Source organism: Achromobacter sp. D7-1 (assembly GCF_059760445.1).
The window spans coordinates 16,884-33,802 of the sequence record NZ_JCBAMT010000016.1 but is presented as its reverse complement, the minus strand read 5'-3'; the positions used below and the strand labels follow the sequence as shown (position 1 = coordinate 33,802).

The window sequence follows — 16,919 nt, the reverse complement described above, 5'->3', positions numbered from 1 at the left end:
TCCCTTAATCCCTATGCTCTTGTCGGAGCTGTTGGCGCGACTGCCATTTCATCACCTGCATGTAGTCATGAAACCGTTGATCCGTGGGGCGTCCGGGCTTGCGGATCCAGGCAAGGAACCCGGGCTGTCTATAGAATCCAGGAACCAGCGCCTCGGTCCTGAGAAAATCGACAAGATTCGCGTCCTCGTCTATTCCCAGGGCCCGCGCCTGCGAGAGAGCAGTGGCAAGTCTTGCGCTCAAGCCAGCCTCGGCCAGCCCGGGGTAGTCGCGCAGGATGTCCTGCATGACTCCCTGCACAAATCCCTTGGCGTCGATCGCGCAAAGGCCGGCGACTTGCTGGGGGGTGAGTTCAAGCACCATGGGTGGGATGAATCCTGATGAGTTCGCCGTTGCGTTGCGCCAGCCAATCGTGGACGGGGGCAAAGAACGCGGCTCGTTGCTCGGGGGTTAGCAGCGCAGCGATGTCGTTCGCGAGTCTTGCGTCGTAATAGCGCAGCAATGCAGTGGACCCATTGGGCATGCGCACATTCAATCGCGCCTGCAAGGCTTCGGCCAGATCATCTATGGCGTAGCTGCTGACGATCCAGATACAACCAAGCCCGCTTTCGGCCAGGCGTTGCAGCGCAGCGATGTGGGGATTCCCGTCGGCGGAGCAATCCAGCAGCCATGGGCCGGCATGCGCCAGCGCTTCATCAGGCGTGCCGTCGAACAGCGCTACGCAAGATGAGGAGCGGGATAAGGGATGGGTAGCCGAAACCTCATTGTGCAGCAGCGCGTCGACCAGGCCGTAAAGCCGCAAGGGGAAATGCGTTTGCTTCAGACGGGCTGCGAAGTACTCTTTTGCCTGCATATTCACCGATCTACCCTCGCGCCACGGTGGTTGCGGCGTTGCGGGCAGCGGCTTCCAGACACTCCTGGCACAGCGTGTCGCTCTGGGCTGTGGCTATCGGAGCGGGATCGGACAATCCTTGGGCAAAGCCGATACGCGCCACCATCTGTGACGCTATCAGTACGGCGCCGCAGGCAGTGCGCATTCCCTCCACGGCGGTGTCCTGGCCCATGAATGAATGATTGCGTCCCGGATCGGCCAGGATGGGAAAGGCGCCCTTGCATTTCGGACATGTGACTTTATGTCCCACCAACGCGATCTCTCGTCCAAGCAGCATCGAGGTGGGGTGGCCCTCGGCTACGGTCCCGCCGTGCGAAGTCCGATCTCCCTTTCTGATGATGGAACGTTCAGACATGCCGCCTCCGTCTTGGTCGAAGCCGAATTTAGCATTGTTCGACCAAGGGGGGCGTTGATGGCGATCATGGGTGAGTAGACGCAGACTGCACGGGCCTCAATTGATCTTGATATTCCGTTCCTTGACCAGCGTCTTCCATTGCGCGGTCTCGCGCGCCAGGTGGTCGCGCAATTCATCCGGCGTGCCGCCGATGGGCTCGGCGCCGATCGAATCCAGCGTGGCGCGCACCTTGGCATCATTCAGCGCGGCGCGCATGGCGGCGTTCAGTTTCGTGACCACCTCGGGCGGCGTGCCGGCGGGGGCGAATGCCGCGAACCACGGCATCAGTTCGTAGCCGGGCAATCCGCTTTCCGCCACGGTGGGCACGTCGGGCAGCGCGGCGGAACGCTTGCTGGTGGTCACCGCCAGCGCCCGCAGCTTGCCGGTTTCGATGTGCGGCTTGGCGGAGGTGATGCTGTCGAACATGTAGTCCACTTGGCCACCCAGCAGATCGGCGACGGCGGGGCCGCTGCCCTTGTAGGGCACGTGCAGCATGTCCACCTGCGCCATGGACAGGAACAACTCGCCCGCCAGGTGGATGGAGGTACCCACGCCGGCCGAGGCATAGGTGTAGTGGTTGGGCTGCGCCTTGGCCTTGGCGATCACGTCCTGCACGCTGGTGGCGCCGGTGCGCGCGGGATTGGTGACCAGTACATTCGGCACCACGGCCAGCAGCGAGATCGGCGCGAAGTCCTTGATCGGGTCGTAGTTCAGGTCCGTGTACAGCGCCGGATTGACGGCCATGCCGTTGGCCACGATCAGGATGGTGTAGCCGTCGGGCTTGGCGCGGGCCACGCTGGCCGCGCCGATATTGCCGCCGGCGCCCGCGCGGTTTTCCACGATGAAGGTGGTGTTGAGCTGCTTGCCCATGGATTCGCCCAGGGTGCGGGCGATGCTGTCCATCGCGCCGCCCGGCGGGAAGGGCACGATCCATTTGACTGGATGATCCGGATAGGTCTGCGCCAGCGCCGCGGACGCGCCGCCCAGCAGCGCGAGGCCCACGCAGGCCTGGGCGAGTCGTTTGAATACAGGGCGCAAGCGCATGATGGTCTCCGTAGTGCTCGAATTATTGTGTCGCCACGCGCCGATGGTCCGCAGACTCGCCGGAGGAAACTCCCCGGATTCATACTTTTACGATCAGGTTCGTGCGATGGCTCAGTATGGCTTGCGTTTTCCTTGCTAGTCCAAGACTATATGGGTTCCGATTGATACCTTTTTGGTATGTATGGGGCCATGCAATGCAATTGAGGCAACTGCGCTATTTCCAGGCCGTGGCGGAAGAAGGTAGCTTCACGCGCGCGGCCGCCCGGCTGCACATGGCCCAGCCGCCGCTCAGCCGCCAGATTCGCCTGTTCGAGGAAGAACTGGGCGTGCAGTTGTTCGAACGCACCACGCGGGCGCTGCGGCTGACGGAGGCCGGCCGCTTCCTGTTGGAACAGTCGAGCCTGTTGACGGCGCGCCTGGAAGAGGTGCTGGAAGGCACGCGCCGGCTGGGGCAGACCCAGCGGCGCTGGTTCGGCATAGGCTTCGTTCCGTCCACGCTCTATGGCTTCGTGCCCGAGCTGATCCGGCAACTGCGCAATGCGGACCCGCAGGTCGAAGTGGGCCTCACGGAAATGACCACCTTGCCGCAACTGGAGGCGTTGAAGGCCGGACGCATCGACCTGGGCATAGGCCGTATCCTGTTCGACGATCCGGCCATCGAACGGCGCGTGCTGATGACCGAACCCCTGATGGCGGCGGTGCCGCTGGGCCACCCGCTGGCGCGTCTGCGGCGGGTGTCCGTCGAACGTCTGGCGCGCGAACCCTTTGTGCTATACCCGGCGCGCCCGCGGCCGAATTTCTCCGACCATGTGCTGGGGCTGTTTCGTGCGGCGGGGCACGCGCCGCAAGTGGTGCAGGAAGCAAATGAACTGCAGACCGCCATCGGACTGGTGGCGGCGGGGTTGGGGGTGACGGTGGTGCCTGCGTCGGTGCAGCGGTTGCAGCGCCAGGATGTGGCGCATGTGCCGATCGACGCCGATACCTTTGTGTCGCCGGTGATCGTCAGTTATCGCAAGGACGATGCGTCGGCGTTTCTGGCGCGGGCGTTGGGGCTGGCGCAGGCGCTGGCGAATTAGGACCAAGGAGCGACGGCAATGCCGGATCAGGCAGCAAAATCCCTCTCCCTCAGGCAGCTCGAACTGTTGTTGGCGCTGGCTTCGGCCGACAGCATCGCGGGCGCTGGCGCGCGGCTGGGCATGACGCCCTCGGCCACCAGCCATGCCCTGCGCACGCTGGAGGCCACGCTGGGAGCGCCCATGCTGGACCGCAATGCGTCGGGCGTGCAGCTTACCTATGCCGGGCAGCAGATCCTGCCGCACGTCAGGGACGTTTTCGCTTCCCTGCAGATCGTGCGGGCGACGGCGAACGCCAGCGCGGGCCTGCGCTCGGGCCTGCTGAATCTCGGCTCCCTGGGCGCGAGTTCCTCCTTGAACATCCTGCCTCAACTGCTGGAGATGTTCAAAGCCCGCTATCCAGGCGTCGACGTGTTCGTCACCGAGAAGCCGGACCCCGAACTGGAGCGCGCGCTGGTCGAGCGCCGCATCGAGATCGGCGTGGTGGCCTTGCCCAAGCCGGATTTCGACACGCTGTCGTTGGTCACCGATGAATTGATGGTGGTGCTTCCCGCCGGCCATCCGCTGGCGGCGCTTAAGACGATTGCAGTGAAGGACCTGATCGACTATCCCCTGATCATGACGCGCGCGGGCTCGCAACCGGTCATCACGCGCATGTTCGAGCGCGCCGGCGCCAAGCCGCATATCGCGCACGACCTCTCGCAGATCATGTCCATCCTGGAGTTCGTCAGGCGCGGGCAAGGCATCTCGGTACTTGCGTCGCTGGTGCTGCCGCAGGCCTACGACGGACTGGTCTACAGGAAGATCAGCCCCGCCTCCAAGCGCAGGATGGGCCTGGCATGCCTGAACGAACGCAGGCTTTCGCCTGCCGCGCATGCCTTCTGGACCATGGTCAGGGAGGCTGCGCCCAAGCTGAAGTTCCCGGTCAAGTAAAGCCGCACGGCCACCTCCCGGCACGCGCGGCAAATTCCCTTCATATTGAATAAAAACTCAATTGAAGGTGAAGATTGCGAATTCTAGACTGCATCGATCGACTCTGATGGAGAAGGCGTATGCAGTCAGTGGAAGCTTCCGCGCTCAGCGGCGTGCGTGTCCTGGACCTCTCGCGCATCCTGGCGGGACCGAGCGCGACGCAGCTGTTGGGCGACCTGGGCGCGGACGTGGTCAAGGTGGAAAAGCCGGACGAGGGCGATGACACTCGGAAATGGGGGCCGCCTTACATCAACGACCAGGACGGCCGCGCGACCACGGAAAGCGCCTACTACCTGAGCGCCAACCGCAACAAGCGATCCATCGCGCTCGACATCGCCACCGTAGCAGGCCGCGACACGCTGCATCAGCTTTTGGCCCGTGCCGACGTGCTGGTCGAGAACTACAAAGTGGGCGGCCTGGCCAAGTATGGGCTGGACTATGCGCAGCTCAAGAACAGGTATCCGCGCCTGGTCTATTGCTCCATCACGGGCTTCGGCCAGACGGGTCCCTACGCGAAGCGCGCCGGCTACGACTTCCTGATCCAGGGCATGGGCGGGATCATGAGCCTTACCGGCGAGCCGCAGGGCGCGCCCATGAAGGTGGGCGTGGGCATCGCGGATGTCATGACCGGCATGTATGCCGCCGTCGGCATCCTGGCGGCGCTGCGCCATCGGGACGTGACCGGCTTGGGGCAGCACATCGACATCTCGCTGCTGGACAGCCAGATCGCCTGGCTGGTGAACGCGGGGACCAACTATCTTGCGGCGCAGCAGCCGCCCGCGCGGCTGGGCAACGGCCATCCGAACATCGTGCCTTACCAGGTATTCGACGCCGCGGACGGCCCCATGATTCTTGCCGTGGGCAACGATGCGCAGTTCCGGCGTTTCTGCGAGGTGGCTGGAGTCGCCGGCCTGGCTGACGACGCGCGCTACGCGTCCAATGCTGCCCGCGTCGCCCACCGCACCGAGCTTTGCCACCGGGTACAGGAAGCGCTGGCCCTGCGCCCCAGAAAAACCTGGCTGGAACAGCTGGAAGCCGTGGGCGTGCCTTGCGGCCCGGTCAACGATTTGCGCGACGTGTTCAATGATCCGCACGTCCAGGCCCGCGGCGCGCATCTGCGCATGCCTTGCGCATGGGCGCAAGGCGGCGAACTGAACCTGTTGGCGAATCCCTTGAAGCTGTCCGCCACGCCGGTCTCCTACCGCAGGCCGCCACCCCGCCTGGACGAGCACGCGCAGCAGATCCTGACCGATTGGACGACAGCGGGAGGCGGCCGCCAGGAGTAGGGCGCTTACAGAGCATGCACGCAGGACCCTGGCGGCACACACCTTAGACAACACCGCCCCGGACGAGGGCGGACACACGAGGAGAGAGGCATGGATAGGAGACAGTTGTTGGCGCTTGCTGCATTGACGCCATTGAGCCGGGCATTTGCGCAAGGCAAGTACCCCTCGCAGAGCATCAGGTTGATTGCGCCCTACGCGCCGGGCGGCACCGTGGACATCCTGTCGCGGCAACTGGCCGAGCCGATGCGCGCGAGCCTGGCCCAGTCGGTCATCGTGGAGAACCGTGGCGGCGCCGGCGGCACGCTGGGGGCGGACGCCGTGGCCAAGGCCCGTCCCGACGGCTACGCGATCCTGTTCGGCGCGGTGCATCATGCAATCGCCCAATCCGTGTATCCGAAGTTGGGATACGACATCCGCGAGATGACGGCGGTGGGTTTTCTGGGACGCGTCAACCATGCGCTGATCGTCAACAAGGATCTGCCCGCGCAGAACGTGCAGGAGCTGGTGGCGCTGCTGAAGGCCAATCCGGACAAGTACAGCTATGCCACGCCGGGCGCTGGCACCATGCAGCATCTGATGGCCGAGTACTTCAAGAACGTCACCGGCACCCAGATGATGCATGTGCCTTACCGCGGTTCCGCGCCGGCAATCGTGGACATCATCGCCGGGAATGTGCACATGATGTTCGAAACCATGCCGTCGGCCATTCAGCACATCCGGGCCGGCAGCGTGCGGGCCATCGCGGTGACTTCCAAGGTGCGCTCGCCCAGCCTGCCCGACGTGCCCACGGCGGCGGAGAGTGGCGCGGCCAATTACGACGCGACCAGCTGGTATGGCATCTATGCGCCGCCATCCACGTCCGCCGACGTGGTGCGCGTGCTCAACGCGGCGGTCAACGACGCGTTTGCCGATCCAGTATTCGTGCAGCGCTGGATCGCGCTGGGCGCCGATGCGGGCGGAGGAACGCCCCAAGAACTGGCGGCGCTGACGCGCAGCGAGGTCGAACGCTGGGCCGAGGTGGCGCGGCGCGCGGATATCAAGGTGGGTTGATGCCGGCGGGCCTAGTGGCCTGGCCGGAGTTTTGCACGTAGCAAGGATGAACCATGACTGAACTTTCCCAAGACCAATTGGCGCTGCAACAGCGCGCGCGCGAACTGGCGCAGACCGTATTCAAACCGACGGCCGCGGCCACCGACCAATCCGAACAGTATCCCTGGGACAATGTGGCCCTGCTGCGCGAAGGCGGCTTCATGGGCATGACGATTCCAAGGGAGTACGGCGGACAGGGGCTGAGCTATCTCGATACTGTCCTGGTCGTGGAGGAAATGGCCCGCGCCTGCGCCACCATGGGACGCATCACGGTAGAAGCCAACATGGGCGCGATCGGCGCCATCATGCAGTACGGCAGCCATGAGCAGAAGACACTGGCCGCCGGCTGCGTGCTGACGGGCGACAAGCCTGCCATCTGCATTTCGGAGCCTCAGGCGGGCAGCGCAGCCGGTGAAATGGGCACCCGGGCAGTCCGCAAGGGCGACGACTATCTCATCAACGGCGAGAAGTACTGGATCACCGGAGGCGGGGTGTCGCGCCTGCACTTGATCTTTGCGCGGGTCATCGACGACGGCGAGGATCTGGGCATAGGCGCGTTCATCCACGTGCGTGAACCGGACGGTGCGGATGATGGGCTGGAGATCGCCAAGCGCTCCTACGCCATGGGCGTGCGGGGCATACCCGAGACCTACATCAAGTTCCATGACCTCAAGGTGCACAAGTCCATGCTGGTAGTCCCGCCGGAGGGGCTCAAGCGCGGCTTCGCCGGCCTGATGCAGGCCTACAACGCCCAGCGCGTGGGGGCGGGCACCGTGGCGCTGGGCATCGCGCAGGGCGCCTTCGAGGAAGCCGTGGACTACGTCAAGCAACGCCAGCAGTTCGGCCGGCCGATAGCGGAGTTCCAGGGCTTGCAGTGGATGGTTGCCGACATGGCCATCCAGCTGAATGCGGCACGGCACATGCTGCACGCGGCCGCGCGCAGCGGCACCCCGCGGACCTTCGGCTTTCCAGACCTGTCGTTGGCCGCGCAGGCCAAGATCTTTGCCGCCGAAACGGCGCAGCGCGTGACCAACGACGCCTTGCAGCTGCATGGCTCGTCCGGTTACGGGCGCGACATGCCGATGGAACGCCACGTGCGCGATGCGCGCATGTTCACGATCGCGGGCGGCACGGCGCAGATCCTGCGTACCCAGGTCGCTTCCGCGGTGCTTGGGATGAAGCTGCCGCAAACGCGGGACGGGTATCTGCGCAGGCGGTGATGCTTGACGATGAATTCCGCCTCGCGTAGTATCTTTTTTAACCGATCGGTATAAAAGGAGCTTTCGCAATGGAATTCCAAGGCAAGGTCGCGCTGGTCACTGGAGGAACGCGGGGCATCGGCGCCGCCATCGTTCGTAGGTTTGCAGAACGGGGCGCCGATGTCGCCTTCACCTACGCCCGGTCGGATCAGACGGCGCAAGACTACGCCCGTGAACTTGGCAAAACCGGCGTCAAGGTCCTCGCGATCAAAGCGGACAGCCGCGATCCGGCCGCCGTCCGGGCGGCGGTAGAACAGACTGCCGGCGAATTGGGCAGGCTGGACATACTGGTCAATAGCGCCGGCGTGTTCCCTTACGGGCCGGTCGAGGACGCCACGCTCGAAGAACTCGACGACACCCTGGCGATCCACGCCAAGGCGGTGTTCGTGGCCTCGCAAGCCGCGCTGGCTTACATGGGGGCCGGCGGCCGCATCATTTCCATCGGCTCCTGCTTCGCCCAACGCGTGCCGTATGGAGGCGTGACGCTCTATGCGATGAGCAAGTCCGCGCTCATCGGATTCACCAAGGGCCTCGCGCGCGAGGTCGGCCACCGGGGCATTACGGTCAACATTGTCGATCCCGGGTCGACCGACACGGATATGAATCCCGCCGATGGCCCGACGGTAGCCGTCGAGCTGGAGCTCATGGCGGTCAAGCGCTATGCCGAACCCGGGGAGATTGCGGCTGCTGTGGCCTATCTCGCAGGGGCCGAGAGCCAATTCATCACCGGCGCATCGCTCGCGATCGATGGCGGCTTCACCGCCTAGGATTTCCGCATGGGTGGAGCCGTTGGTGGCATGATCCAATCGCAGTCAAACAGGAATGGGGGTTCAAATGGCCTGGGGACTCCTGGTTCTGGCCGGCATGCTTGAAATCGTCTGGGCCTTGGCGCTGAAGCAGGCAGACGGCTTGACGAGGTTTTGGCCGAGCTTGATCGGCATCAGCGTCGCCATGCTGAGCCTGTTGCTGCTCGCCTTGGCCCTGAAGCATCTGCCTGTGGGCACTGCTTACGCAATCTGGGTGGGTATCGGCGCTTTCGGCGTGGCGGTTTTCGGAACATTGGTGCTCGGCGAGCAGATGTCATCGGCCAAACTGTTGTTTCTGGGGCTGATCGGCGTTGGTGTGGCGGGTCTGCGGATAATTGAATCGTGAATTCTGGCAAGCAAGCAAAATCGGCCCCCGCGCCGAAAATCGGGCGTCCCAAGGAGTTCGACAAGGACCAGGCCTTGCTGGCGGCCATGAGAACCTTCTGGACGCAAGGCTATGAAGGCACCTCCATCCAGGATCTCGTCAGCGCCACCGGCGTCAACAAGCCCAGCCTCTATGCGACCTTCGGTTGCAAGGAAGAGATCTTCCGCCAAGCGGTCGAACTCTACGACCGCGTCGAGGGGCGGGCGACGTCGCAGAGCCTCAGCGCGGCCCGCACGGCCCGCGAGGCCGTCGAAACCATGCTGCGATCGAACGCGCGCGCCTATGCCGTGGCCGAGGGGCCGCGGGGTTGCATGGTCGTGTTGTCATCGTTGCTGGGCGCGCCCGAAAACGCAAGCGTGCGCGCGTTTCTTGCCGCCAACCGGAAGGATGGGGAGTCGATGCTCAGGGACCGTCTGGCGCAAGGCATTGCGGAGGGCGACCTCGCGCCGTCCGCCGATGTCCGTCAGCTTGCCGCGTTCTACACGACCGTGCTGGAGGGCCTCTCGATTCAGGCGCGCGACGGCGCCGGCGTGAAGAAGCTCAATATGATCATCGATGCCGCGATGCTTGCGTGGCCGGCCGGTTGACGCACGCCGGCGCAGCCACGCGGGATTGAGGCCGGCGCTGCCCAGCCTAGGGCTGGACCACTATCCAGGCGACTATCCGGCGCACGACCGGCAGCAGCAGCAAGAGGCTGGGAAAGGCCACGATCCAGGAGGCGCCCCAGGCGCTGGGCCAGTTGATGGCAAAGTCGGAGCCCAGGCCCACGCTCGTGGCAGTCGCCACCGCGGAAACGATGGCCGACATGAAAACCGAAAGAACCAGCGGCATCAGGAAGGGTGCGTAGCGCAATGGGAGTTTCTTCAGGGTGGATCTAGTCGGGTTCTTGGGCATTTCAATACTCCCCGCCATTTCGAGCTGAGTTTTTCTCGGCGATCAGGTCTTTGATGTACGCGCGCAGCGAGCGCGGCTCGCGTTCGAGCGCAGCCCTTAGCGCCAGACTATTTCCCCCAAGCCCATAGGCGCGATAGTGATCGAAAACCTTCGACAGCAAAGGCAACTGCTGGTCGCCATAAGGCAGGCGGGCGTTTTCCGCCCATGCGCTGAAGCCGGGCTCCAGCGCTGCGACTGGAGATCCCAGTTCCTCGGTCAAGGCCGCGACAATGTCCGCGCGGCTGTACATGCCGGCGCAGAGCTCCAAGGTCGCGTAGGCCAGCCTGTCCCCGGTCAGGGCGATTGCGGCAGTCTCGGCCACATCGCGATAGTCCACGCGAGCGATTCTTGTGTCCCGGGGAAAGGGCTCGGCGTAGCTGGAATGGTCGCGGATCGATGGCCAGGCCAAACCGATGTTCTGCATGAAGTTGGCCGGATGCAGAATCGTATATTCCAGCCGTGAGGAATAGAGGGCATCCTCCACCGGAATCTTGCTGGCGTGATTGGCCAGGCGCATGTTCGTCGGCTGGATGACCGATGAAAAGACGAACTTCCTCACGCCGCTGCGCTCGGCCGCCTGGATCAAGGCGACCCCCATCGGCGCTTCGTCCGCGGTGAACGCCGGGCCGATATGAAACACGCCGTCCACGCCTTGCGTGGCGGCCGCGAGACTGTCGGCGTCGCGGAGGTCGCCGATGGCGGTCTCTGTCGCGCCTAGCGAGCGGGCCCTCGCGGCGCGTGCCTCGTCCCGTACGAGAGCCCGTACCGTGGCCTTGCGCCGCTGCAATTCAGGAACCACCAGGCTTGCGAATTTGCCGGTGGTCCCGACGACCAAAACGATAGGTTGAGTGCCGTTCACAGGGTTTCTCCTTCGTATGCGTGTGAGTACGAAGGCAGTGTATTTTCTACTGATTAGTGGAACAATGCTTGTAGAAATTGAATGTGAATCACGATAATCGAGATAAATAATGAGCCGCCTCGAAGACCTGGAAGCGTTCATCCATATCGCTGAAACCGGAAGCCTGACCAAGGCCGCGCGAAACCTTGGCCGCTCGCTACAGGCCGTCAGCCGTTCTCTCGTTGCGCTGGAAGAGGATGTGGGCGTTCAACTGGTCCATCGCACCACGCGGCATTCCTCGCTCAGCGAGGCGGGCGAGGCCTTCTTCCGGCGGGTCAAGCCGGCAATGGAAGAGATAGGCGAGGCCCGGCTGGAAGTCGCCGATCGTCGAGCCGCGCCCTCGGGCCTGTTGCGTGTCGGCGCCCCGGTACTGTTCGGTCCGGACTTCCTGGTTCCGGTCATCGCGGAATACATGCGCGAGTACCCGCAGATCGAGGTCGATCTGCAGCTGACGGACGCCTTTGTCGATCTTGCCGCCGCAGGCCTTGATCTGGTCGTGCGCATCGCCGATCTGCCGGACTCCGGCTTGCAAGGGCGGCGATTGGGAGCCTTGCGCAGAGTCGTATTCGGAGCGCCTTCCTATTTCGAACAGCATGGCCGCCCCGCGCATCCTTCGGAACTGCGCCAGCATGCCTGTATCGTCAGGACCGTCGATCAACAGTCGGGGCAATGGGCGTTTCAGATAGACGGCAAACGGCGCAACGTCGGGGTCCGGGGCCCGTTCCGGACCAATACGATGGCGGCGATCTATTCCGCCGTCAGCGCCGGGCTCGGTATCGGCTATTCGCCGCTGTGGCAGATCAGGCACCTGCTGGATACGGGACAGGTGGAAGTCATATTGGAAAATTTCGAGTCCAAGCCGGTGCCGATACACGCGCTGTGGCAGGAGAACAGGCTTCCGCCCGCCAAGGTGCGCGCTTTTGTGGATTATCTGGCGGCTGGGCTGAAGCTCGATCGGTTCTAGCTGGCACGGTAGACTAAGAATCCTCCCATCCCGATGCCCGGCGACCATGTCTCTCCAAACGCACGTCCGTATAGCCCAGAGCGGAGACATCGATTCGATGGTTGAACTGGATCCGATCGCCAGGCAAGAACCGGCCAGGAGAAAATTTATTGCCGATGCGGTGGCTGCAGGCCAATGCTGGGCGGCGACGGAAGCAGACGATGCTTCGGCGCTGATCGGTTACGGGGTGCTTGACCACTCGTTCTTCGAACACGATTTCATTCCGCTGGTCGTCGTTAGAGATTCGGCGCGACGCCGTGGCGTCGCTACGGCAATCCTGCGGACGCTGGAGTTGCAATGCCAGGGAGGAAAACTGTTCACGTCGACCAATACTTCAAATATCGCGATGCGCCAGTTGCTTGGCCAGCTGGGCTTTATCAGTAGTGGTCAAATCGAAAATCTGGATGACGGCGACCCTGAGCTCGTGTTCGTGAAGTTCCGATCATCCCTTTGAGGACCGCCATCTGTCTGGCGTTGGCCAATATCCAACCGAATCTCACTCTGCCCAGGAGGATCATCATGCCGGTATTTCAGATCAAGCACTTGGACCACGTCGTCCTGAGAGTGCAAGACATGGCGCGTAGCCTGGAGTTTTATACCAAGGTGCTAGGCTGTTCCATCAAGAAGAAGAACGATGAGTACGCCATGATCCATCTGGGCGCAGGCAGCTCCATGATCGATCTGGTCGACGTGCAAGGACCATTGGGAGCGGCAGGCGGCGGAGCCCCGGGGAAAGACCGGCACAATCTCGACCACTTTTGCCTGCGGGTCGATCCGTTCGATGAAACGGCCATCCTGGAGCATCTGCGCGCTTTCGGCATTACGGCGGACAAGGCCGTGATGCGATATGGCGCGGAAGGCGAAGGGCCTTCGATCTATTGCTTCGATCCCGACGGCAATCAGATCGAACTGAAGGGGCCTGCGATCTAGGGCAGGCTTATCCGACGTGGATTCAGGCCAGATCTGTGTAATTGCTCAGCGCACCGGCAACAGATACTTCAGGGCCTGCGTGAAGCCGCGCGGCGCCACGGTGAGATGGTCCTCGTCGTTCAGGACCACGGACTTCAGTTTCAAGCCTGGATATTTCCGGCCTTGCAGCGCCGTCTCCAGCGCTCGGTTGTCGGCGACCATGTCCACTGTCTGGTTGTAGCGCCGGTCACCTTTGCGCAGGGCTTCGTAGGCGCCGACATAAAGATAAACGTTCGCCGCCAGATCCTGATGCTGCTGCGCATAGCGCGCTTCGAGCTTCAATGCATATCGCTTGTCATACCAGAGAGAAGGACTGCCCAGGATATAGCCGTTGAACATGCTGGGCTCGGTGAAAAGGATCTGCGTCCCTAGCAGGGCGCCGTAGGAGTGGCCGAGAAAGAGGGCTCTCGCCGCGTCGGCCCGATAGCGGGCGGTAATGAAAGGCTTTACCTGATCGCGCAGGTACTGTTGATAGGCACGCGCCTGGCCATGGATCGCGTTGGGTGGCGCGGTGCTTGGACCGTTCGGGGTCGGCGTGTAGTCGCGCTGACGGCTGACTCCGCCGTCCTCGCCCTTGCCATAGGACAGGCCGACAAGAATGAACTCCTCTATTTGCGGCCCTTCAACGTTCAGGCGGCGTCCCAGCTGCCGGATGATCGGAAAAGCATAGTCGGCGTCGGTCACATAAAGCACTGGGTAGCGCCGCTGCGGCTGCTTCGCATAGGAAGGCGGCAAGGCGACGAAGACCTGGTAGCCGCGGCCCGACACGGGATCGGGCACGTCCCATACTTCGCTATCGGCGATTTCGTAGGGGCGGCCCTCGCCAGGCTGTATCTTTGGCGTGGATTGGGCCTGAGCTTGCGCCGGACCGCCAGCCACGCCGAAGCTGGCTAGGAGAGCAATCAGCAGGGTACTCAGAAAGCGTCGTTGCATGGGAGGAATAGGTGCCAATCTACAATTTGACGGTATAGGGCCGGCGAAATTGTAGACTGGCATCACAGTTTGCAGCTGCGCACGCAGCTACCAGGAGCACAAACATGCCCACAAAACTAAGTGCAATCCATTCGGATATTACGAAGCTTCGGGTGGACGCCATTGTCAATGCCGCAAACTCGTCGCTGCTAGGCGGCGGTGGAGTCGATGGCGCCATCCATCGCGCCGCAGGGCCGGAGCTTGTGCATGAATGCAGGCTGCTCGGCGGTTGCAAGACCGGGGATGCCAAGGTGACCAAAGCCTATCGCCTTTCCGCTCAATACATCATTCATACGGTGGGCCCGGTATGGAGGGGTGGAGATAGCGGGGAACCAGAACTGCTGTCCAGCTGCTATCGCCGATGCATAGCGCTGGCGGAAGAAAGGGCTGTCGCTACGATTGCGTTTCCGAGCATCAGCACGGGCATATACGGCTATCCCATCGAATTGGCGGCAGAGGTGGCCGTTAGAAGCGTCCGCGAAAGCCTGGCCAAGGACTCGTCTGTTCAAGAAGTGATCTTCTGCTGTTTTTCAGCGGAAGATCTCCTTCAATATGAGCTCGTCTTGAGATAGACCGCTTGCATGAATCGATACGGGGGGCGGTCTTCAAGGTGCAAGTTACAACCGCTGCCCGCCCGTCGCGTCGATGCTCTGTCCAGTGATCCAGCGCCCCTCATGCGACGCCAGAAACGTCACGATGTCCGCAATGTCCTCGGGTTGCCCCACGCGTCCCAGCGCAATGGTTTTTGCAATGAGCTTGCTTTGCTCCGGGTCGCGCGCGCGGGCATTGAGGTCGGTGGCGGTGGCGCCCGGCAGCACGGCGTTCACGGTGATGCCGCGTTCGCCCAGCTCGCTGGCCAGCAGCAGCGTAAGCGCTTCCAGCCCGGCTTTGGCCGGCGCGTAGACGCTCATTTCCGGATAGGCGGCGCGCGTGCCCATGGAGGACACGTTGACGATGCGGCCATGGTCGCGCAGGAAGGGCAGGGTCTGCTGGATCAGGAAGAACGGGGTTTTCAGGTTCACTTGCAGCACCCGGTCGAACGCGTCCGGCGTGACTTCCGGCAGGCGGGCGCGCAGGCCCACGCCGGCGTTGTTGACCAGGATGTCCAGGCCGTCGTCGGTGTAGCGTTCCTTGAGCGAGGCGCGCAAGCTCCGCGCCAACACTGCTGCGGCGTCCGCTTGCGCCAGGTCGGCCTGCAAGGCCCAGGCTTGGCCGCCTGCCGCCTCGATCTGGCGCACGACCTCGTCGGCGGCGTCGCTGGCGGCGTTGTAGTGCACGGCGACGCGCGCGCCGCGCCGGCCCAGGGCCAGCGCGATGGCGCGGCCGATGCCGCGGCTGGCGCCAGTGACGAGCGCAGTCTTGCCGGCGAGGCTGTCGGGGAATTCAGTCTGGCTCATGCCGTCTCCGTTTCGGCTTGGGTCCACGCATGTTGCGCTTCCAGTTGGCGCGCGGCAAGCAGCAGCGCGTTGCGGTCGACCTTGTTGGTGCCGGCCCAGGGGAGTTCATCCACGAAGCGGATGCGGCGCGGGTGCTGGTAGGCCGGGCCGTGCGCGAGTGCATGCCGCTTGAGGGCGTCGGCGTGCAGCCGGCTGCCGTCGCGGCGCACGACAAAGGCGACGGGGATGTGGCCGCGTTCCTCGTCGGCCAGCGGCACCACGCAGCTCTGGCGCACGTCGGGATGGGATTCCAGGAGCTTCTCGACCTCGACGGGATAGATGTTTTCGCCGGAGCAGACGAACATGTCGTCGGCGCGGCCCACGAAGTAATAGAAGCCGTCGGCGTCGCGCCGCAGCACGTCGCCGCTGTGGTACCAGCCGTCCTTGAGCACTTGGGCGCTCTTTTCGGGCAGGTTGTGATAGCCGGCGAGTACAGCAGGGTTCTTCATCAGCAGCACGCCCTGGTCCGGGCCGGGGCCGTCCGCGAGCCGTACCTGGGCGGGATCCAGCGGGTAGCCCAGCGCCAGCGCGGGCGTGGGCAGGCCGTCGGGATGCGGGCCGAACACGGCGGGACCGGCCTCGGTGGTGCCATAGCCATGGGTCACGCGCACGCCGGGCAGCGCGCGCTGGATGCGTTCCAGCAACGCCACGGTCATGGGGGCCGAGCCCAGCATGACCCGGGTCAGCGCCGACAGGTCGCGTCCTTGCAGCAGCGCCGGATCCTTGACCAGCCGGGCGAACATGGTGGGCACGGCGGTCAGGACGGAGATGCGGTAACGCTCCAGCGCGTCGGCGTAAGCGGCGACGTCGAACGAAGGCTGGATCACCAGCAGGCTGTTGCTGGCGAAGGCGCGCTTGGCCATGAACAGCCCGTTCATGTGGAAGAGCGGTTGGGCCAGCAGATAGCGTTCCTGCGTGCCTGCACGGGGGACGACGGCGGCCGAGGTGGCGGCCAGCGCCCACAACTGGCCGCGGTGCGTGAGCGGCACGCCCTTGGGCTTGCCGGTGGAGCCCGAGGTGTACAGCATCTGCGCGATGTCGTCGGCCTGCGGGGTGACGAAGCCGAAGTCCGTGGGCGCGATCTGCGCGGCAAAGCCCTGCGGACCGGCGTCGTCGAAGTCCAGCACCGGCACCTTGGCCTCGAAGGCGGCGCGGCGCGGACCGTCCACCAGCGCGAGCGCGATGCCGGCATCGCGCAGCACGTAGTCGATGTTCTCTTGCGACTGCTTGATGTTGATGGGCACGGCCACGTAGCCGGCCCGCATGATGCCGAAGTACGCGATCAGGTACTCGGCCCGGTTCAGCGCGGCGATGGCGACGCGGCTGCCTGGCGCCAGCCCGCGCGCGGCCAGCCAGGCGGCCACGCCGCCCGCCAGCAGGCGGACCTGGGTATGGGTGTAATGCAGCGGTGCGTCGGGCAGGCGCAGGTCGATGATGGCGGGCAGATCGGAAGACAGTTCCGGATCGGCCAGATGGCCCAGGTTGAGCAGGGAATGCGTCATGGTTTTTC

The 16,919-nt window shown here is 63.9% G+C and carries 21 protein-coding genes; 12 read left to right on the top strand and 9 right to left on the bottom strand.

What is annotated here, in order from left to right:
* Window positions 1-4: 4 nt before the first annotated feature.
* The 4 genes from AC6LKD_RS09655 to AC6LKD_RS09640 all read right to left on the bottom strand — a co-directional run bounded on the left by AC6LKD_RS09655 (window position 5) and on the right by AC6LKD_RS09640 (window position 2,328).
* The gene (locus tag AC6LKD_RS09655; protein ID WP_498116028.1) at window positions 5-361 is read right to left on the bottom strand and encodes a hypothetical protein; all 357 of its coding nucleotides are present in this window, start codon (window positions 359-361) and stop codon (window positions 5-7) included.
* On the bottom strand, window positions 351-851 hold the full coding sequence (locus AC6LKD_RS09650; protein WP_498116067.1) for a DUF4123 domain-containing protein: 501 nt from the start codon (window positions 849-851) through the stop codon (window positions 351-353). The genes AC6LKD_RS09655 and AC6LKD_RS09650 overlap by 11 nt, the downstream gene beginning before the upstream one ends.
* 10 nt (window positions 852-861) lie before the next feature.
* Window positions 862-1,245, bottom strand: a complete 384-nt coding sequence (locus tag AC6LKD_RS09645) for a PAAR domain-containing protein (protein WP_498116027.1) — start codon at window positions 1,243-1,245, stop codon at window positions 862-864.
* Between the two features lie 96 nt (window positions 1,246-1,341).
* Window positions 1,342-2,328 carry a Bug family tripartite tricarboxylate transporter substrate binding protein gene (locus tag AC6LKD_RS09640; RefSeq protein ID WP_498116026.1) on the bottom strand — a complete coding sequence of 329 codons (987 nt, stop codon included), beginning with the start codon at window positions 2,326-2,328 and terminating at the stop codon, window positions 1,342-1,344.
* A gap of 194 nt (window positions 2,329-2,522) precedes the next feature.
* Between AC6LKD_RS09640 and AC6LKD_RS09635 the strand changes: the two genes are divergently transcribed.
* From AC6LKD_RS09635 to AC6LKD_RS09600, 8 genes are all read left to right on the top strand, one after another.
* Window positions 2,523-3,404: a LysR family transcriptional regulator gene (locus AC6LKD_RS09635; protein WP_498116025.1), complete on the top strand. Its 882-nt coding sequence runs from the start codon at window positions 2,523-2,525 to the stop codon at window positions 3,402-3,404.
* A gap of 18 nt (window positions 3,405-3,422) precedes the next feature.
* The gene (locus AC6LKD_RS09630) at window positions 3,423-4,334 is read left to right on the top strand and encodes a LysR family transcriptional regulator (protein WP_207467722.1); all 912 of its coding nucleotides are present in this window, start codon (window positions 3,423-3,425) and stop codon (window positions 4,332-4,334) included.
* Between the two features lie 119 nt (window positions 4,335-4,453).
* Window positions 4,454-5,659 (top strand): CaiB/BaiF CoA transferase family protein, encoded by a 1,206-nt coding sequence (locus AC6LKD_RS09625; RefSeq protein WP_498116024.1) that lies wholly within the window; start codon window positions 4,454-4,456, stop codon window positions 5,657-5,659.
* A 90-nt stretch (window positions 5,660-5,749) separates the two neighbouring features.
* A complete protein-coding gene (locus AC6LKD_RS09620; protein WP_498116023.1) occupies window positions 5,750-6,709 on the top strand; it encodes a Bug family tripartite tricarboxylate transporter substrate binding protein in 960 nt (319 codons plus the stop codon).
* A gap of 53 nt (window positions 6,710-6,762) precedes the next feature.
* Window positions 6,763-7,968 (top strand): 3-sulfinopropanoyl-CoA desulfinase, encoded by a 1,206-nt coding sequence (gene acdA / locus AC6LKD_RS09615; protein WP_498116022.1) that lies wholly within the window; start codon window positions 6,763-6,765, stop codon window positions 7,966-7,968.
* A gap of 68 nt (window positions 7,969-8,036) precedes the next feature.
* The gene (locus tag AC6LKD_RS09610; protein ID WP_498116021.1) at window positions 8,037-8,774 is read left to right on the top strand and encodes an SDR family oxidoreductase; all 738 of its coding nucleotides are present in this window, start codon (window positions 8,037-8,039) and stop codon (window positions 8,772-8,774) included.
* A gap of 67 nt (window positions 8,775-8,841) precedes the next feature.
* Window positions 8,842-9,159, top strand: coding sequence for a DMT family transporter (locus AC6LKD_RS09605; RefSeq protein WP_013393636.1), 318 nt, complete (start codon window positions 8,842-8,844; stop codon window positions 9,157-9,159).
* Window positions 9,156-9,785: a TetR/AcrR family transcriptional regulator gene (locus AC6LKD_RS09600; protein WP_498116020.1), complete on the top strand. Its 630-nt coding sequence runs from the start codon at window positions 9,156-9,158 to the stop codon at window positions 9,783-9,785. The genes AC6LKD_RS09605 and AC6LKD_RS09600 overlap by 4 nt, the downstream gene beginning before the upstream one ends.
* A 46-nt stretch (window positions 9,786-9,831) precedes the next feature.
* Here AC6LKD_RS09600 and AC6LKD_RS09595 read toward each other — a convergent pair whose 3' ends face one another.
* Together AC6LKD_RS09595 and AC6LKD_RS09590 are read right to left on the bottom strand one after the other, a co-directional pair.
* Window positions 9,832-10,092 (bottom strand): DUF2798 domain-containing protein, encoded by a 261-nt coding sequence (locus AC6LKD_RS09595; RefSeq protein ID WP_498116019.1) that lies wholly within the window; start codon window positions 10,090-10,092, stop codon window positions 9,832-9,834.
* A gap of 1 nt (window position 10,093) precedes the next feature.
* Window positions 10,094-10,990, bottom strand: coding sequence for an NmrA/HSCARG family protein (locus AC6LKD_RS09590; protein WP_498116018.1), 897 nt, complete (start codon window positions 10,988-10,990; stop codon window positions 10,094-10,096).
* A gap of 109 nt (window positions 10,991-11,099) precedes the next feature.
* Between AC6LKD_RS09590 and AC6LKD_RS09585 the strand changes: the two genes are divergently transcribed.
* The 3 genes from AC6LKD_RS09585 to AC6LKD_RS09575 all read left to right on the top strand — a co-directional run bounded on the left by AC6LKD_RS09585 (window position 11,100) and on the right by AC6LKD_RS09575 (window position 12,962).
* Window positions 11,100-11,993: a LysR family transcriptional regulator gene (locus tag AC6LKD_RS09585; RefSeq protein WP_498116017.1), complete on the top strand. Its 894-nt coding sequence runs from the start codon at window positions 11,100-11,102 to the stop codon at window positions 11,991-11,993.
* Window positions 11,994-12,090: 97 nt separating this feature from the next.
* Window positions 12,091-12,486 (top strand): GNAT family N-acetyltransferase, encoded by a 396-nt coding sequence (locus AC6LKD_RS09580; protein WP_498116016.1) that lies wholly within the window; start codon window positions 12,091-12,093, stop codon window positions 12,484-12,486.
* 65 nt (window positions 12,487-12,551) lie between these two features.
* On the top strand, window positions 12,552-12,962 hold the full coding sequence (locus AC6LKD_RS09575) for a VOC family protein (protein WP_013393642.1): 411 nt from the start codon (window positions 12,552-12,554) through the stop codon (window positions 12,960-12,962).
* A 45-nt stretch (window positions 12,963-13,007) separates the two neighbouring features.
* On the opposite strand, the gene AC6LKD_RS09570 is transcribed toward AC6LKD_RS09575, so the two are convergent.
* Complete coding sequence (locus AC6LKD_RS09570; protein ID WP_498116015.1) at window positions 13,008-13,934, bottom strand: alpha/beta hydrolase; 927 nt, start codon at window positions 13,932-13,934, stop codon at window positions 13,008-13,010.
* A 104-nt stretch (window positions 13,935-14,038) separates the two neighbouring features.
* On the opposite strand from AC6LKD_RS09570, the gene AC6LKD_RS09565 reads away from it, so the two are divergent.
* Window positions 14,039-14,545, top strand: coding sequence for an O-acetyl-ADP-ribose deacetylase (locus tag AC6LKD_RS09565; protein ID WP_498116014.1), 507 nt, complete (start codon window positions 14,039-14,041; stop codon window positions 14,543-14,545).
* A 45-nt stretch (window positions 14,546-14,590) separates the two neighbouring features.
* Here the strand turns inward: AC6LKD_RS09565 and AC6LKD_RS09560 are convergent, their stop codons facing one another.
* The gene (locus tag AC6LKD_RS09560; RefSeq protein ID WP_498116013.1) at window positions 14,591-15,370 is read right to left on the bottom strand and encodes an SDR family oxidoreductase; all 780 of its coding nucleotides are present in this window, start codon (window positions 15,368-15,370) and stop codon (window positions 14,591-14,593) included.
* A complete protein-coding gene (locus tag AC6LKD_RS09555) occupies window positions 15,367-16,911 on the bottom strand; it encodes a class I adenylate-forming enzyme family protein (RefSeq protein WP_498116012.1) in 1,545 nt (514 codons plus the stop codon). The genes AC6LKD_RS09560 and AC6LKD_RS09555 overlap by 4 nt, the downstream gene beginning before the upstream one ends.
* Window positions 16,912-16,919 lie beyond the last annotated feature (8 nt).

Bases quoted from the DNA above. Each gene is read 5' to 3' on its own strand.
- AC6LKD_RS09640 (WP_498116026.1), bottom strand. From the start codon at position 2,328: ATGCGCTTGCGCCCTGTATTCAAACGACTCGCCCAGGCCTGCGTGGGC.
- AC6LKD_RS09650 (WP_498116067.1), bottom strand. From the start codon at position 851: ATGCAGGCAAAAGAGTACTTCGCAGCCCGTCTGAAGCAAACGCATTTC.
- AC6LKD_RS09570 (WP_498116015.1), bottom strand. From the start codon at position 13,934: ATGCAACGACGCTTTCTGAGTACCCTGCTGATTGCTCTCCTAGCCAGC.
- AC6LKD_RS09620 (WP_498116023.1), top strand. From the start codon at position 5,750: ATGGATAGGAGACAGTTGTTGGCGCTTGCTGCATTGACGCCATTGAGC.
- AC6LKD_RS09655 (WP_498116028.1), bottom strand. From the start codon at position 361: ATGGTGCTTGAACTCACCCCCCAGCAAGTCGCCGGCCTTTGCGCGATC.
- AC6LKD_RS09635 (WP_498116025.1), top strand. From the start codon at position 2,523: ATGCAATTGAGGCAACTGCGCTATTTCCAGGCCGTGGCGGAAGAAGGT.
- AC6LKD_RS09560 (WP_498116013.1), bottom strand. From the start codon at position 15,370: ATGAGCCAGACTGAATTCCCCGACAGCCTCGCCGGCAAGACTGCGCTC.
- AC6LKD_RS09595 (WP_498116019.1), bottom strand. From the start codon at position 10,092: ATGCCCAAGAACCCGACTAGATCCACCCTGAAGAAACTCCCATTGCGC.
- AC6LKD_RS09625 (WP_498116024.1), top strand. From the start codon at position 4,454: ATGCAGTCAGTGGAAGCTTCCGCGCTCAGCGGCGTGCGTGTCCTGGAC.
- AC6LKD_RS09585 (WP_498116017.1), top strand. From the start codon at position 11,100: ATGAGCCGCCTCGAAGACCTGGAAGCGTTCATCCATATCGCTGAAACC.
- AC6LKD_RS09645 (WP_498116027.1), bottom strand. From the start codon at position 1,245: ATGTCTGAACGTTCCATCATCAGAAAGGGAGATCGGACTTCGCACGGC.
- AC6LKD_RS09580 (WP_498116016.1), top strand. From the start codon at position 12,091: ATGGTTGAACTGGATCCGATCGCCAGGCAAGAACCGGCCAGGAGAAAA.
- acdA (WP_498116022.1), top strand. From the start codon at position 6,763: ATGACTGAACTTTCCCAAGACCAATTGGCGCTGCAACAGCGCGCGCGC.
- AC6LKD_RS09605 (WP_013393636.1), top strand. From the start codon at position 8,842: ATGGCCTGGGGACTCCTGGTTCTGGCCGGCATGCTTGAAATCGTCTGG.
- AC6LKD_RS09555 (WP_498116012.1), bottom strand. From the start codon at position 16,911: ATGACGCATTCCCTGCTCAACCTGGGCCATCTGGCCGATCCGGAACTG.
- AC6LKD_RS09630 (WP_207467722.1), top strand. From the start codon at position 3,423: ATGCCGGATCAGGCAGCAAAATCCCTCTCCCTCAGGCAGCTCGAACTG.
- AC6LKD_RS09575 (WP_013393642.1), top strand. From the start codon at position 12,552: ATGCCGGTATTTCAGATCAAGCACTTGGACCACGTCGTCCTGAGAGTG.
- AC6LKD_RS09565 (WP_498116014.1), top strand. From the start codon at position 14,039: ATGCCCACAAAACTAAGTGCAATCCATTCGGATATTACGAAGCTTCGG.
- AC6LKD_RS09610 (WP_498116021.1), top strand. From the start codon at position 8,037: ATGGAATTCCAAGGCAAGGTCGCGCTGGTCACTGGAGGAACGCGGGGC.